Origin of the sequence: Psychrobacter sp. 4Bb (genome assembly GCF_002836735.1) — a bacterium.
GTDB lineage: Bacteria > Pseudomonadota > Gammaproteobacteria > Pseudomonadales > Moraxellaceae > Psychrobacter.
Window position 1 is genome coordinate 12,349 of sequence record NZ_PJAS01000040.1, and the last position, 16,212, is coordinate 28,560.

General features: G+C 43.4%; 12 protein-coding genes and 1 pseudogene. 6 read left to right on the plus strand and 7 right to left on the minus strand.

What is annotated here, in order from left to right:
- Nucleotides 1-127 precede the first annotated feature (127 nt).
- The 5 genes from CXF60_RS01415 to hemJ all read left to right on the plus strand — a co-directional run bounded on the left by CXF60_RS01415 (nucleotide 128) and on the right by hemJ (nucleotide 4,395).
- Complete coding sequence (locus CXF60_RS01415; RefSeq protein ID WP_102090476.1) at nucleotides 128-1,123, plus strand: DUF368 domain-containing protein; 996 nt, start codon at nucleotides 128-130, stop codon at nucleotides 1,121-1,123.
- Between the two features lie 282 nt (nucleotides 1,124-1,405).
- Entirely contained in the window at nucleotides 1,406-1,798 is a 393-nt protein-coding gene (aciT, locus tag CXF60_RS01420; protein ID WP_228153175.1) for an AciT family ciprofloxacin tolerance protein, read from the plus strand.
- Between the two features lie 206 nt (nucleotides 1,799-2,004).
- Nucleotides 2,005-2,511, plus strand: a complete 507-nt coding sequence (locus CXF60_RS01425; RefSeq protein WP_102090478.1) for an SCP2 sterol-binding domain-containing protein — start codon at nucleotides 2,005-2,007, stop codon at nucleotides 2,509-2,511.
- Between the two features lie 245 nt (nucleotides 2,512-2,756).
- The gene (bioB, locus tag CXF60_RS01430) at nucleotides 2,757-3,920 is read left to right on the plus strand and encodes a biotin synthase BioB (protein WP_102090479.1); all 1,164 of its coding nucleotides are present in this window, start codon (nucleotides 2,757-2,759) and stop codon (nucleotides 3,918-3,920) included.
- Between the two features lie 40 nt (nucleotides 3,921-3,960).
- The gene (gene hemJ / locus CXF60_RS01435) at nucleotides 3,961-4,395 is read left to right on the plus strand and encodes a protoporphyrinogen oxidase HemJ (protein ID WP_102090486.1); all 435 of its coding nucleotides are present in this window, start codon (nucleotides 3,961-3,963) and stop codon (nucleotides 4,393-4,395) included.
- Between the two features lie 108 nt (nucleotides 4,396-4,503).
- Here the strand turns inward: hemJ and CXF60_RS01440 are convergent, their stop codons facing one another.
- The 6 genes from CXF60_RS01440 to CXF60_RS01465 all read right to left on the minus strand — a co-directional run bounded on the left by CXF60_RS01440 (nucleotide 4,504) and on the right by CXF60_RS01465 (nucleotide 13,097).
- A complete protein-coding gene (locus tag CXF60_RS01440; protein WP_102090480.1) occupies nucleotides 4,504-5,142 on the minus strand; it encodes a hypothetical protein in 639 nt (212 codons plus the stop codon).
- A gap of 263 nt (nucleotides 5,143-5,405) precedes the next feature.
- Nucleotides 5,406-5,897, minus strand: a complete 492-nt coding sequence (locus CXF60_RS01445; RefSeq protein ID WP_101206065.1) for a hypothetical protein — start codon at nucleotides 5,895-5,897, stop codon at nucleotides 5,406-5,408.
- Between the two features lie 118 nt (nucleotides 5,898-6,015).
- Nucleotides 6,016-6,732 (minus strand): ribonuclease PH, encoded by a 717-nt coding sequence (rph, locus tag CXF60_RS01450; protein ID WP_102090481.1) that lies wholly within the window; start codon nucleotides 6,730-6,732, stop codon nucleotides 6,016-6,018.
- 181 nt (nucleotides 6,733-6,913) lie between these two features.
- Nucleotides 6,914-8,713 carry an AMP-binding protein gene (locus CXF60_RS01455; RefSeq protein WP_102090482.1) on the minus strand — a complete coding sequence of 600 codons (1,800 nt, stop codon included), beginning with the start codon at nucleotides 8,711-8,713 and terminating at the stop codon, nucleotides 6,914-6,916.
- A 509-nt stretch (nucleotides 8,714-9,222) separates the two neighbouring features.
- Entirely contained in the window at nucleotides 9,223-10,950 is a 1,728-nt protein-coding gene (locus CXF60_RS01460) for an AMP-binding protein (protein ID WP_102090483.1), read from the minus strand.
- Between the two features lie 353 nt (nucleotides 10,951-11,303).
- A complete protein-coding gene (locus CXF60_RS01465) occupies nucleotides 11,304-13,097 on the minus strand; it encodes a vWA domain-containing protein (RefSeq protein WP_102090484.1) in 1,794 nt (597 codons plus the stop codon).
- 441 nt (nucleotides 13,098-13,538) lie between these two features.
- Between CXF60_RS01465 and parC the strand changes: the two genes are divergently transcribed.
- Nucleotides 13,539-15,845 carry a DNA topoisomerase IV subunit A gene (parC, locus tag CXF60_RS01470; RefSeq protein ID WP_102090485.1) on the plus strand — a complete coding sequence of 769 codons (2,307 nt, stop codon included), beginning with the start codon at nucleotides 13,539-13,541 and terminating at the stop codon, nucleotides 15,843-15,845.
- A gap of 124 nt (nucleotides 15,846-15,969) precedes the next feature.
- Here the strand turns inward: parC and CXF60_RS14530 are convergent.
- A pseudogene (locus tag CXF60_RS14530) lies at nucleotides 15,970-16,212 on the minus strand (hypothetical protein); the annotation flags it as partial.

Consider the following 16,212-nt stretch of genomic DNA (forward strand, 5'->3'; position numbering starts at 1 on the left):
AGACATGCCTTAGTACGTGATGATAATTCATACAATATTCTATTCATACTGATGTTTAGCTAACGCCTGTTTTTATCTAATGTTTACTTTCAGATAACACTTATTTTTAAATGATAAAGGAATACCCATGACGGCACCACAATCTCCACGGCCAACTCAGCCGTCAACGCCAACGCCACTAGAGCAAGATACGGTACCTTTACGTACCGATAGCCCTAAGCAGCTGGTAGGTATCTATGTCAGAGGTATGGCCATGGGAGCAGCTGATATCGTACCTGGTGTCTCTGGCGGCACCATTGCGCTGATTGCAGGGATTTACGAGCGCTTGATTAACGCACTTGGCAGTATCGGCCCCAATCTTTGGACGATATTCCGTCAGGAAGGTGGCATCAAAGGATTCGCGGCAATTTGGCGACAAGTAGACGCGACATTCCTATTGTGTTTGCTACTGGGTATTGCCACTAGCTTTGCGACGTTGGCCGGTATCATTAAGCATTTATTGGACAACCAACCATTGCTTATTTGGTCATTCTTTTTTGGACTGGTCGTTGCAACGGTGTTTATCTTACTTAGTGAAATTAAGCGCTGGAATATAGGACGTGTCGCACTGTTTGCGACTGGGCTTATTGCCGCCGTAGTTATCAGTAGTATGCCGTTACTCACGACCACGCCTAGCTTACCGTATCTATTTTTTGCAGGGGCAATTGCTATTTGTGCCATGATCCTACCAGGGATATCAGGGTCTTTTATTTTACTATTGCTAGGCGCTTACGATGCGGTATTAGAAGCAGTCGACACGATGAATCTGAGTGCCATTTTCACAGTCATTGCGGGCATGGCAACTGGGCTACTGCTATTCACGCGCGCACTTAAATGGCTACTGTCGCATTATTACCAAGCTACTTTGGCATTGCTGACAGGCTTTATTGCAGGCTCTCTAATAAAAGTATGGCCATGGAAAGTAGATGCGCTAGGCTCGTTAAATACTGAAGCCGTCCATAATGTCATGCCATGGCAATATCCTACTGGCGCACAGTGGTCAACGACAATAGGACTTATGCTACTCGGTGCTATCCTAGTTTCGTTATTATCTTGGTGGGGTAATCGTACCAATCGAGGCTAAGTATTTAGCAAACTGTCAGTCCTGTTTGCTAGTTTGGCTTGGTTTGCTAGCTAATAAACGTCTTCCTAGACTAGAAAAACCATTTCCATATTACTCAAAATAAGCGCCACTCCTCACGGCGCTTAGCCTAAAACCTAGCCATTAAATATTGCAAAACAAGCCAAAAAACCAAGCGTCAACGGTTGTCGCAAAGTCGCCTGTACCCTCTTCAGCTTTACTCAATAACCTCTCATAATAGTCTCATTGGAATTCACCTTATGAATAGCGAGATGAATGATGTTAATGACTATATTTTCTTTTATCGGTGTAGAGGCATGGAGCGGCGCGGCATGGCTTGGTTATGGACTGCTAGCCAGTTTAGTAGTAGTGCTTGCCGTATCGTCATATCGTTGGCTACTGCTATATCTATTTGGCGGTATGGCTTATTGGTTCACCGTTGAGTTGATTCAAAATATATTAGCCGGTCGTCCTATGTTGATGGAGCTATCATCATGGCATCGCTATATCATCGCTATGGGCATCAGTTGGTTACCGTTGGCAGCTTGGGTACTGTATCGGGCATTACGCTATGATGATGTGAGTCAGACAGTTAGCCAGCAACGTGAGCTAGAAGCCGCACGCTATATCGAACACACTCCTGTCTACGATGATAACTATCAGCCACGTTTCCGTTAAAACTATCCTATTTATACCTCTGCTCGTCTATATCAATACCTTGCTTACGTCAGTGACATCGAATGTTACAAGATACTTAACGCTCTCTACTTAACTCCTAAAGAGTTGGCACCCTGTGATAGTTTATAATCCAGTTATATATTTGTCATAAAAACTGGTATAAAGTACGCTTTATTTTTATGCCTCATTTTTTTAGGAGTTCTGCTATGTTTACTGTTCCTGTATTAGATATCAAATCTGATCCATTAGATGCTTTATTGGCTGTCGTTGGTTATCGTTTGTCTATGTTAGCTGATAGCGATAATGAAGATGTCAAAGCGTTATTCGCTGATCGCCAAGTTACGATTGAATTTGCTAGTACTGAATCTGATATCGCCCGTTCTTTTAGCTTTGACAATGGACAGTTCAGTCAACAAAGCGGCCATGCAAAAGAAGCCGATTTGACCATCACTTTTAAAGACTCTATGACTGGCGTTAGACTGCTTACTAAAGGTAGCTTGCCTGCCTTTATGACTGCTGTACAAGAAGGTAACTTGAGCATCGAAGGCGACTATAGCCTAATGATGTGGTTTAATAAACTTGCTAAGCATATCGTTCCAGCTATTCCAGAAGAGTGCAAACCATATATCCAAAAAGCCAAACCTTACGCTTATAAAGCACAGAAATTTGCTGAGCATTGGGTTGGTATTGCTAAGCACAAACTTGGTAAATAAAAAGAATGGTGCACTGAGCGGTAGTCATTGGTAGAATGGATGATATAGAACTAAATAGCCAAACGTATAGTTACTATTTATGTGCGCTACTGTGACAATTATACATACTGTCTAGCAGTGTTCTGATTTTCTAAAAAGGTTGCGGTATACTATACGGCAACCTTTTTTGTTACCTTATAAATGACAATAGATAAAAACATTGGTTTTATTTAATACCCTCTAATTCTTATAAAAGGACTTACCTTATGGCAGGATTGCTTAGCATCTCCGAACCTGACGCCACCCAGCCAACTGATGTAGCCACTCAGCCAGATACGACCAATAGTGATTTTTTGGCTAATCTAGCCACAGACGCGACTCAAACTGATAGTAAAGTAGCTACGACGTATAGCCGTGAAGAAATCGCGCAACTGTTTGATTTACCTCTAATGGACTTGCTGTTACAAGCACAAACCATCCATAGAAAGCATTTTACTGCCAATGAAGTACAAATCAGCACGCTACTCTCTATCAAAACGGGCAACTGCCCTGAAGATTGCGGCTACTGCTCACAGTCAGGCCATCATCGCGACACCACCAAACTACAAGCAGAAAAGCGTATAGAAGTTGACAAAGTCATCGCAGCGGCCAAACGTGCCAAAAACAGTGGCTCATCGCGCTTCTGCATGGGTGCCGCGTGGAAACATCCAAGTGCCAAAGACATGCCTTATGTGGTTGAGCTAATCAAAGAAGTAAAAGCACTGGGACTTGAAACTTGCATGACGCTGGGTATGCTCGATACCAATCAGGCAACACAGTTGGCCGATGCAGGATTGGATTACTACAACCATAACCTAGATACTTCGCGCAGCTACTACGAGCAAGTCGTCAGCACGCGTAGCTATGATGAGCGTTTAGATACGATAGAAAACGTGCGTAACTCTGGCATTAATGTCTGTAGTGGCAATATCGTTGGTATGGGTGAAAGCCGTGATGACCGTATCGACTGGGTACTTGAGCTGCTAAAAATGCCAAAAGCGCCTGAATCAATTCCAGTCAACTTACTGGTGCCTATTGCAGGTACACCGATTGGGGACAAAGTACTGGCCGAAGGACAGCTGTCTGTACTTGAATGGATTCGTACTATTGCGGTCGCCCGTATTTGCTGCCCGACTAGCTACGTGCGTCTATCTGCTGGCCGCGAAAGTCTATCTGATTCTGAGCAAGCATTGGCATTTATGGCAGGTGCTAACTCATTCTTTTATGGTGATAAGCTTCTTACCACTGGTAACGCGAGCCAATCAGGCGATGATAGACTCATGCGTGAGCTTGGCCTCACCAAACAGTTTGCCGCACCAAGAGCGCCTAAAGTACTGCCTGTAATGGATGCGATGAATGGTCATCAAACACAAGTTGTATTGGCAGACTAAGCCCACGCTAAAAAATACAAGCTAAGCAAGAGAAACTATGATGGCAGATTATTTTAACTGGATTAAAGCGGCACACATTATCTCTATGGTCTGCTGGTTTGCGGCGATATTTTATTTGCCGCGCCTGTTCGTCTATCATGCGATGAGCGACGATAGCATCAGTCATGAGCGCTTTGCCATTATGGAGCGCAAGCTGTATCGCGGCATCATGACACCCTCGATGATAGCGACATGGGTCTTTGGTCTATGGATGTTGGGGCTGGGCTGGGATGTGTACAAAACCCAAGGTTGGCTACACGTTAAATTGCTCTTAGTCGTGCTACTCTCAGGCTATCATGGTGCTTGCGGCTTTTATCGTAAAAAGCTGATCGATAATCCACATTATAAAACGCATAAGTTTTGGCGCTGGTTTAATGAAGTGCCTGTCTTCGCCTTAGTTATTATCGTGATTCTAGTCGTGGTAAAACCGTTTTAGGTTCAGAAAAACCATCTAACCTGCAAAAAAGCGTCCGTAACTTCAATGAGTTGCGGACGCTTTTTTATTCAATTATAGAACATGTTGTCAAACTGGAAATATCAAACACTAAACACTAGGGCGCATAATTTGATAAACATTACTTAAATCGTAAACGCGGTAACGAGCTGGTTCACGGCGATTTTCGCCAGCATAGCTCAGTATCAATGCTTGCTTGGCATGCTCATCGACCCAACCGACAAACAGGCCGCTATGCTCGACGCCATTGTAGCCATGGTTAATATAATAGAGCCAGTCGCCTGCTTCAATCTCGCTGCTACTAGCATAGGGCCCTTGCGCATAAGTGCCTTTGTGTATGGTATTACGCAATACCCCTGCCCGATTAAATACAGCATTTAAATAGTCCCAGCAGCCACCCTGAATAATCGTGCGCTCGTTAAGTGCCATTTTGCGGGCGGTACTGACCACCTCACGTGCTGCCATACTACTCTGCGTCTCTGCATTGCTCAGCAGCGGTAGGTACTCGCTATCAACATTGTCATAGCTGCCTGATAAAAACGCCGGTAAGACTGTAGGCGCTTGACGTGTTACCTCAGGATAACGATAGAATGTATTCGTCGTTGATTGAGCTGATTTCTGAGCGATAAGCATACTCATACTATCTGCATGGGCTTGCCCTACCATGCCGCAGGTAAATAGTAATAAACCGCTTGACGCGGCGACTGACGGTATAGACAAACGCAGCATGACTAACTCCTTGTCAATCAGATCTCAATGACAGTGTCGATAATAGTAAGAATGAACTTTATAATCCTACTTATAAACCATTTGCGCACAAATCTGCAAGCACTATTCGCCTGCGATAGGTGATAGACGGTATAAGTATACTGATGAATGACAATATTGGGGAGATGCGCTAAGTGAAATTTAAAACGATATTCGAATTAGAAGTTTGGATAGCACAAAGATAATAGCTATGCTTTCATAAAGTATAAAATTGAGAAAAGATACTAATTACTCTTCATTTTGATATTTACATGACGTTTCGTTAGCGCCTGCCCTTCTAAGATAGCTTTCGCAGCTTTTGCTTCTTGAGCACTCTCGAAACCAGTAATATGATATTTGCGCACGTCACTGCTATCGACAATCTGTAATTGCTCGCCAATCAGCGTTATCTTATCACCATCCGTTAAATGAATATGCTCACGCTTACCTAGATTGTCATGGACCAACTCGCCAGCCCTTACCCATAATGTGCCACTGCTAATCATACCGCTCATGGCTTTTTTATGCTGTTGGCGCTTTTTATTAAAAATGAAGCTACCAATGATAAGCAGGGCAAGCGCACCGATGGCTAGACGCTCAGGCAATAGGCTCATCGCCATGGCGACTGCGACGGCCCCGACCAATAATGCAGAACCAAACCAAAACATGCCATTATCAGCAGCATTTGATTGCCCTTGTAAGGTGATTTTGGCGCCATCATCAGTCAGCTTTAGCATGTGTTGTTACCTATTACGTAATGTACGAATATTTTCTATTAAAAAACTGCCTATTAGCAGCTAACAGGCAGTTATTGACACTAAAAACAAAGACAGTGTGTTGTATTTAAACGCTAGTCTACCAACCAAGCGCCGTCTGTTGCATTTTAATCAATTCAGCAATGCCTTTTTCAGCTAACGACAGCATAGCATCTGCTTGTTCACGAGTGAACGGCTTTTCTTCAGCAGTACCTTGTAGCTCAATGTACTCGCCTTTTTGGGTCATCACAACGTTCAAATCGGTATCGCAGCTAGAGTCTTCTTCGTAGTTCAGATCAAGATACGCTTCGCCATCTTTCATACCAACAGAAACCGCAGCAACCAGTCCGATTAGCGGATCTGCTTTGAGTTTCTTGGCTTTTTGGATACTCTCTAGCGCATCGATAAGCGCAATTGCAGCACCAGTGATACTCGCCGTACGAGTACCGCCATCCGCTTGCAACACATCGCAATCTAGATAGATGGTGTTTTCACCAAGTTTACTCAGATCAATCATGGCACGTAAGCTACGACCGATCAAACGTTGAATCTCTTGCGTACGACCTGACTGCTTACCGCGAGCCGCTTCACGCTGATTACGCGTGTTGGTCGCACGTGGCAACATACCATACTCAGCTGTGATCCAACCTTTGCCTTTACCCTTGAGCCAGCGCGGCACACCAGATTCTACACTGGCAGTACATAGTACCTTGGTATCGCCAAAACTTACCATTACTGACCCTTCAGCATGCTTCGTATAATGGCGCTCAAAGCTGATCGAGCGAAGTTGGTCAAGCTCACGATTGTCAATACGCATAAAAATTCCTAGTACAATGTTATAAAAGCAGTGTCATAAAAACACCTATCAGTTGTCAGTAAACACATTGATAGATATGTAGTCGACTAAAATCTTAAGATATCCTAACGTGACAACGGCGCAATAGCAAGATTCGCTCCTGCCATTACGCCACCGTTATCAACAGAATGTCAGATATAAACTATTCTAACCCTTCCATCTTACGCAATTCCTTACGTAGGATTTTGCCAACGTTCGACTTTGGTAATTCGTCAACGAACTGTATATGACGTGGGCGCTTATAGCCAGTCAGTTGTTTTTTGCCATATTCTAGTAGCTCTTTTTCAGTCACGTCGCCTTTTTTAACCACAAACAGCTTTGGCTCTTCGCCGCGATCATCGTTCGGTACACCAATAGCACCGCATTCTACGACTGCTGGATGCTCACTCATCGCCTCTTCAATTTCGTTGGGATAGACGTTAAAACCAGACACCAAAATCATGTCTTTTTTGCGATCGACAATTTTGATAAAGCCTTTTTCGTCCATGATGCCGATATCGCCAGTTTTTAAGTAACCACTAGCCGTAAAGGATTCAGCAGTTTCTTTCGGACGATTCTGATAACCAATCATGACCTGTGGACCTTTTACGCAGATTTCACCGCGATCGCCCATGGCTACTATATTTTCGTCATCATCAATGAGTACGATATCGGTACTAGGCGCAGGAATACCGATTTTTCCGGTAAATTCTGCAATAGTCATCGGATTAAATGCTACGACAGGTGAGGTCTCAGACAAGCCGTAACCTTCAACGATAGGCAGACCAGTGATTTTATGCCATTCCTTCGCTACGCTAGGTAATACTGACATACCGCCGCCGATAGATGCTTTTAGATTAGAAAAGTCCAAATCAGCAAAGTTATCTTTGTGTACTAAGCCGTTAAACAAAGTATTCACGGCAGGGATAAACGCCGGCTTGTATTTAGCCATCTCTTTGATAAGCCCATCAAGATCGCGCGGATTCGGAATGAGTAGCGAGGCATAACCTTGGTACATGCTACACATACCGCAGACCATAAATGAGAATACATGATATAGCGGCAGTGCGGTCAAAATCACATCTCTACCATCTATATCATCATCAAATGCACTGTTCATCAGCGCACTGACCTGTAGCATGTTGGCGACTAGATTACCATGAGACAGCATTGCGCCTTTCGCTACTCCTGTCGTACCACCGGTATATTGCAGCAAGGCCACATCGCTTAAGTTCAACTCAGGGCGCTGGTACTTACTGGCTGACTCAGCATTTAAGGCATGCTTAAAACTCATGCTATTCGGTATGCTATAAGCAGGAATCATCTTTTTGACATGGCGAGCCACGAGGTTGACCACAGCTCCTTTAATCGTACCTAGCATATCACCAATGGTACACACGACTACATGCTCTACCTGACCTTTGTCTTCGGCATCTTGATACGTTTTGGCAAAGTTTTCAACGATAAATAGCGCTTTCGCACCACTGTCATGCAACTGATGTGACAGCTCACGGCTGGTGTATAGAGGGTTTACATTGACCAACACCATCCCTGCACGAATGATACCCAAAGCAACTACTGGATACTGCAAGACGTTGGGCATCATTACCCCAACTTTATCGCCTGCGACCAGTCCTATTGACTGCAAATAGCTAGCAATCTGTCGGCTATATAGATCTAATTGCTTAAAAGTAATCGATGAGCCCATGCAGATATAGGCAGGTTTTTGACCATAACGGCTAAAATTACGCTCGAACACATCAAGTAGAGAGGTATTGTCTTCTGGCATCTCGATAGTAGCATCGATGCTATAGCGCTCATAAGCGCTCAGCCACGGACTATCACTGTCGATGGTCGGCATAGTAGGAAACGCATTGCTTTGATAAACGTCGTTAGTAGTATTGGCTTTATCATCAGTTGCAGCGCTATTATCTGTCGTTTTTTTATTAATATTATCCGTCATAATTTTCCCTAAATGTTACTGTTAAAAACATTGAATATGCTAATGGAAACACCATTTTTTATGATTATTGCTGACAGCAGAAGCTTATGAATAAGAAATAGATAAGTATGATCGGGTTTATCATTCATAAGCTTTGCAAATTAAAGTGTGTTACTGGGTCTATGATAAATAATACTACCACTTAGCACGACCAAGTCGAAAATGATATTTACTACTATGATTTCACTAGTTGTCTTAAGTAAAACTAGTACGATTTTTTGGATAAAAACAAAAATACGTCGATGGGCACTATAGCAGTTTTAATAGATATTCTCTATTAATAGTAGCTGTCATCCGCAAATGTCAAAAGCGATAAAGACAAAAAAATGATAAGACAGCATGGTTGCAGCCTTATCATTTTTGGTTACTACTTTACTTACTACAGTATCTAATCGAGCGACACTTTCACATGTGTCTTTGGTCAATACACGCAGCTATCAAACAACTATCTAGGTGCGTGTATCAGCAAATTAACCGTGGTTTTTTTCTTCAAGTACGCGTAGATCTTTACGCAAAATCTTACCAACGTTCGATTTTGGTAGCTCATCAATAAATTCAACACGACGAGGACGTTTATAACCTGTTAGGTTCTCTTTACCGTACTCAAGAACTTCTTCGGTAGTCAGGCTAGGATCATTACGGACAACATAGATCTTAGGAATCTCACCACTCTTCTCATCTTCGATACCGATGACGCCACATTCTAAAATCTTAGGATGTCCAGCCATGACTTCTTCGACTTCATTCGGATAGACGTTAAAACCAGACACCAAAATCATGTCTTTTTTGCGGTCAACGATGGTCACATATCCGTTGTCAGCCATAATACCGATATCACCAGTACGGAAGAATCCATCTGCTGTCATGACTTCGGCAGTAGCATCTTCACGGTTCCAGTAACCTTTCATGACCTGTGGACCACGAACACTAATCTCGCCGCGCTCACCAAGTGCTACTTCATTACCTGCATCATCCAAAATCGCCACATCTGTTGCTGGCATTGGTACACCAATGGTACCTGTGAATGTTGTGCTGTTGCTAGGGTTAGCGGTCGCGACTGGTGATGTTTCAGACAAGCCATAACCTTGAATAATAATATTACCTGTCACTTGGCGCCATTTTTCGGCTGTTGGGCTCAGTACCGCCATGCCACCACCCATCGACTGACGCAGCTTGCTATGATCCATCGCGATAAATTCTTCGTTATTGGCAAGTGCGTTAAACAACGTGTTGACCGCTGGGAAGAACGCTGGTGGATTGGCTTTATATGCTTTTAACAAGCTATCAAGATCACGTGGGTTTGGTACTAATAGCACCACACAACCGCGATACAGACCGAACATGCCACATACGGTAAATGAGAAAATATGATACATCGGCAATGCCGTCATAATCACAGGTTGCTCACCTCTTTGATCTAAATCATCAAAAGCGGTGCCCAAAAAGGTATTAGACTGAATTAAGTTTGCCACCAAGTTTTTGTGCGTTAGCATCGCACCTTTTGCCACACCCGTTGTACCACCGGTATACTGTAGGACGGCGATGTCATCAAGTGTGATATTGGTTGGGCGCTTATATTTGCTAGCAGTGACTTGCTTTAGTGCTGTTTTGAAGCTGATGCTATTAGAAATACTATAGTCTGGCACCATTTTTTTGACATGGCGGACGACCGTATTAACCATAAAGCCTTTGAGCGTACCCATCAAATCGCCCATACCCGTGATCACGACTTTATCGACCACATTGCGACCGATGTCTTGATAGGTTTTGGCAAAGTTTTCGACCATGATCAGCACTTTGGCTTCTGAATCAGTCAACTGATGCTCAAGCTCTCTGGTAGTGTACAGAGGGTTGACGTTAACTAAGGTAAAGCCTGCACGTAGTACAGCGATGACAGAGATTGGTAACTGCAAAATGTTGGGCATCATGACCGCAACTTTATCGCCTTTGACCAATCCTAATGACTGTAGATAAGCGGCCATTTGACGGCTGTATAAATCTACTTCCTGGAAGCTTAACGATGAACCCATGCAGATATAGGCAGTTTTATCAGCATTTTCAGCGAAGCTTTTTTCGAAAATATCGATAAGTGACGTATTGTCGGCTGGCAACTCAATGTCATACTCCAAACCAAGTTCTTCATACGTTTTTAGCCAAACTTTATCGCCACGACGGGTTAAGTTTCCTTGATTTTCCATAATCTTTTCTCTCCTAGTAATAATACATTACCGTCAACCCACGCCAATCACAGTGTGATAAATATACAAAACGTCAGAGTCTTGCCTATCGTTATGATAAAAAGCAAGGCTGCGACATATTTGTATAGTGCTGAGCGAACAATATAGCGGTAAATAGCCCTTTGTTCATTAACATACACACTTTATACATAGTACTCAATACAAAAGATTGCTACACCAGTTCTCAAATAGGCTTGACGCTCAATATCTCTATATATATCAACATATTAGATTAAAAATATCAGTCAAGCTATTAGAAAATATGACCCTTAACTTCTGCTTCATAATGACCATCCCGACACGATATCTGTTCACTATTGGCTATTTTTTAGCGCACTCGCCAGCTCAGTCAACGTCACAAAGTTGCGACGAGTACCATCAGTATCGCTACTTGGTCTATCTGCGATACTACTTTTGGCAAGCTTAGTGCTATCACTGTACTGCCAGTCATTAATATAATCGCTTTGAGTCAAGCGTTGACCAAACCCTGCTACTGCCATCGCAAACTGAGTATCGATACTGGCTTTGTTTAAAGCGTGGCTGGCTTTATTAATCGGTTGGCTAATCAGTTTAGAGCTACCACCTGTCGGTGCTTTATAACGAATTTTTAGATAACCAAGTTCATTAGAGTTCTGTTTGTTATTCGAACTAGTACTGGCATTGCTGTCAGCATAACGGCGATCGCTATATAACCCTTTTTGACCTTTTGGTGTCACTTCAAACAAAGCGATAACCGCCTTACCTGCCCCAAGCTCACCTGCATCAATTTTGTCATTATTGAAGTCTTCTTCAGCCAGTACGCGATTTTCATAACCAATCAAGCGCCACTCACTCACCACATCAGGATTAAACTCAACTTGGACTTTTACGTCTTTAGCAACGGTGTTAAATGTCGCGGCTAATTCATCGCCAAAGACTTTTTTGGCTTCAGTTAGACTGTCAATATAGCTGTAATTACCATTACCGTTGTCCGCCATCTGTTCCATCATGTGATCATTAAGGTTGCCGCGACCGAAGCCAACGGTAGACAAAGAGATACCGCGATCGCGATTTGCTTTGACCAAATCAAGCATCTCATCGACATCACTAATACCAACGTTAAAATCGCCATCCGTTAATATCATGATTCGATTGATACCGTTCTTTTTTAGTCCTTGTTCAGCTTGCCTGTAGGCCAATTTAAGAGCATCTTCCCCATTGGTTGAGCCTGAGGCATTTAATCCATCGATCGCAGCCAATATTTTTGCTTTTTGGTCACCACTGGTCGCAGGCAATGCCACACTAGTACTACCTGAATAGGTCACGATACTGATGCTGTCTTGAGCACGCATTTGCTCTGTCAACAGCTTGAGCGATGACTGTGCCAATGGCAGCTTATCGCGCGACGACATAGAGCCTGACACATCTACTAAAAACACAAGGTTGGCAGGAGGCATAGACTGCTTATCCGTTTTTTGCGACCAGCTACTATCAACGGCCTTGATACCAACTTTGACGATTTTATTATCCTGATCTGCTCTATCCCAAGGTGAGTCTACTACCTCAGTTGATACAACAAACGGGGCACTACCTAAGCGTTTGCCATCATCAAATTGATAGTTGAAATAATTAATCAATTCCTCTACCCGTACAGCATCAACAGGTGGTAGTTGACCCTCGTTTAGATAGCGGCGCACATTGGCGTAGCTGCCCGTATCGGTATCGATAGACAGGGTGGATACCGCCATATCCGTAGTTCGATGTACAGGATTGGCTGCGTTTTTTTGATAGTTGTCTTTTGCCTCTGGCGTGACTATGATGCTCGGTAATGGGCGTACGATACCTGTCTGCGCCGCAGAACGTATCATCATCTGTTGGCTGATGACTGAGGGCTTAACACTGGGTGATGCCATGATAGACTCTGACACCACTGCTGCATCTTGATTGACTGTGCTGCTTGTCTCGGCTGGTAGCGTTTTGCTCATTTGTGAAGGGCTACAGGCTGTCAATCCTAGACTGGTTATAGCAGTAATCAATAGTACATTTCTAGTAGCGTTTTTCCCTAGGTGCTTACTTTCGTTTTTTAGCATTGTAGAGGCAGATATTTTAGATAAAGGGTCAAATGACATAACAGAAATTCCTTATTGTAAGATAGTTCAGTAGCGACTTGTCCGTGTCAATATATGGTTAACGCTATTTAAATAGGCTCAGTCTATTAACTGTCATACTTTCAGTTATTAATTTTGCATTAAAACTATTCTGAACCTACTGTCTGTAGACTAAGGATAGATAAAATATCTTAAATAAAAAGGATTAAACCTTAAGACATCTATTAACCCTATAAAAAACAAATATTAGATTTACTATACTTAACTTGATCTATAAAAGCTATGAATCACCATACTATAAAAGGCCTTTATAAGCGCTTGTTTTAAGCACGTCACGAGATGTCGTATATTCTGACATACGTCTTTTTAATTGGTGCAATATCCTTTACGATAGCACTATCCTATTTGTATGCTTGAACCAATTATCTATACCTATTAAAATTGATAAGTGAATCCTATTTTATGTCTGATGTTATTGATCATACGATCGCCCCAATTATTCCCAATGAGCCGATGGATACTCGTTCAGTCGCAGAGTTCACTGAGCAGGCCTATCTCAACTATGCCATGTACGTCATCATGGATCGGGCGTTGCCAAATATCGCTGACGGTCTAAAACCTGTCCAGCGTCGCATCGTCTATGCTATGAGCGAGCTTGGGCTAAAGTCCACTGCCAAGGCGAAAAAGTCTGCGCGTACGGTCGGTGACGTATTGGGTAAATACCATCCGCATGGTGACAGCGCTTGTTATGAGGCCATGGTACTGATGGCTCAGCCGTTCAGCTATCGCTATCCGCTTATCACTGGTCAAGGTAACTGGGGTAGCCCAGATGATCCGAAATCCTTTGCCGCGATGCGTTATACCGAAGCTAAAATGTCGGCTTATGCCAATACGTTGCTCGCAGAATTGGGACAAGGCACGGTCGATTGGCAAGATAACTTCGATGGCACGATGCAAGAGCCAACTACCCTACCTGCCCGCCTGCCTAATATCTTATTAAATGGTACAACGGGTATCGCAGTCGGTATGGCAACAGACATTCCACCGCATAATCTCAATGAAGTGGTACGCGCGGCCATTCGTTTGCTCAAAAACCCAGAGCTGTCGGTTAAGCAGCTTACCCAATCGATACCCGCACCTGACCTGCCGACACCAGCGGAAATCATCACTAGCAAAAAAGATTTGCAAGCGATGTACGAGACTGGACGCGGCAGTTATAAGATGCGCGCGACCTTTCATGTTGACCCTAAAGAAAAAAATCTCGTCATTATCGATGCGCTGCCTTACCAAGTGTCAGGCAACAAAATCCAAGAGCAAATTGCTAAGCTTATGACAGATAAGAAGCTGCCTTGGGTGACTGACATTCACGATGAATCAGATCACGAAAACGCTTGTCGTATCGTCCTTGAGTTGCGCTCAACGCGAGTCGATGTCGAACGCGTCATGAGCCATCTGTTTGCTAGTACTGACCTAGAAAGCAATTACCGCGTCAATATGAATATGATTGGCTTAAATGGTAAGCCGCAGGTGAAAAACTTAAAAGAAGTCTTGGAAGAATGGTTAATCTGTCGCCGTTCAGTAGTCACACGCCGCTTGCAATATCGCCTCGATAAAATCGATAAACGCTTGCATATTTTGGCGGGTTTACTGATTGCTTATCTGAATATCGATGAAGTGATTCGCATCATTCGTGAAGAGGATGATCCAAAAGCGACCTTGATGCAGGATTATGACCTGACTGACATTCAAGCCAATGCTATCTTGGATATTCGTTTGCGTCAGTTGGCAAAATTAGAAGAGATTGAGCTGCGCCGCGAGCAAGATGAACTTGCTGCCGAACGTGCCATCATTCAAGAATACTTAGACAATCCAGACAGTCTAACCAATCTGATGATCGATGAGCTTACTGCCGATATGAAAGAACATGGCAATGAGCGTGTATCACCATTGGCAGAACGCGAAGAAGCGCAAGCACTAAAAGAGTCAGACCTCGTACCAAGTGAGCCGGTCACTGCCATCTTATCAAAAGCGGGTTGGATTCGTGCTGCCAAAGGCCATGATGTCGATGCCGCTGGCATGAGTTACCGTTCAGGTGACAGCTATCAGGCGCACGTGCGCGGCAAATCAAACGAAAGGATTTACGTACTCGACAGTACGGGACGCAGTTACAGTATCGATGCGCACAATCTTGCTTCCGCGCGTGGTCAAGGTGATCCATTGACCAGTGTATTAAAGCCGCCAGCAGGCGCTAGCTTTGAGCAGCTACTAACGGGTGATAACGATCAACGTATTATCCTTGCCAGCTCAGCAGGTTATGGTTTTATCAATACCATTGGCAACCTTGATAGCAATCAAAAAGCTGGTAAAAACGTCATTAACCTAGCAACTGATAGTCGCTTGCTCCCTGTTGCACGTATCGACGTACCAGTAGAGACGGCCGCTAATACAGAAGGTGAAAATAGCAATATAAGCGTGACACCTGATCATGTTGCCGTTGCAACCAATGCAGGGTATCTACTGATATTTGCCCTCGATGATTTGCCTGAACAAGCTCGCGGTAAAGGGAACAAACTTATTAAATTAAAAGACGGTGAAGAAGTGCTCGCAATCACACCACTTAGTCAGCAGGACAGCCTTGTCATTACTGCTGGCAAACGCCATGTGACACTCAAGCCAAATGATTTGGCTAACTATACGGGTGTTCGCGGTAATCGTGGTGGACAGCTGCCAAGAGGCTTTCAGAACGTGACGAGTGTTGAGATTGGCTAGTTTGACTAGTTAAATTTTGGAAACCCTAGTTCAAAATCTAGCTAATAAAATTAAACAGCTTAAAAAGCCGCCTATACACAATGTATAGGCGGCTTTTCTACGCTACTCAAAATAGAGAAATTATTTAAGACTTATTAGATACAGCATCCTCAAAGATCGCTTTCAGGAAGCTTGTAATCTGAGTGCTTTTCATTAGATACGGATTAAAGTCAGCACCTGCTGAGAAACTTTTTAGGGTATATGCTTCGTCTTCTGCACTTGATGTTAAATATTTTATTAAAAACCCATCCCACCTACGTTCTTCTATTTCCGCAATTTCACTGAGGTGGGGTACTAGGTAAGAGTACTCACTGATCAATTTTACTAA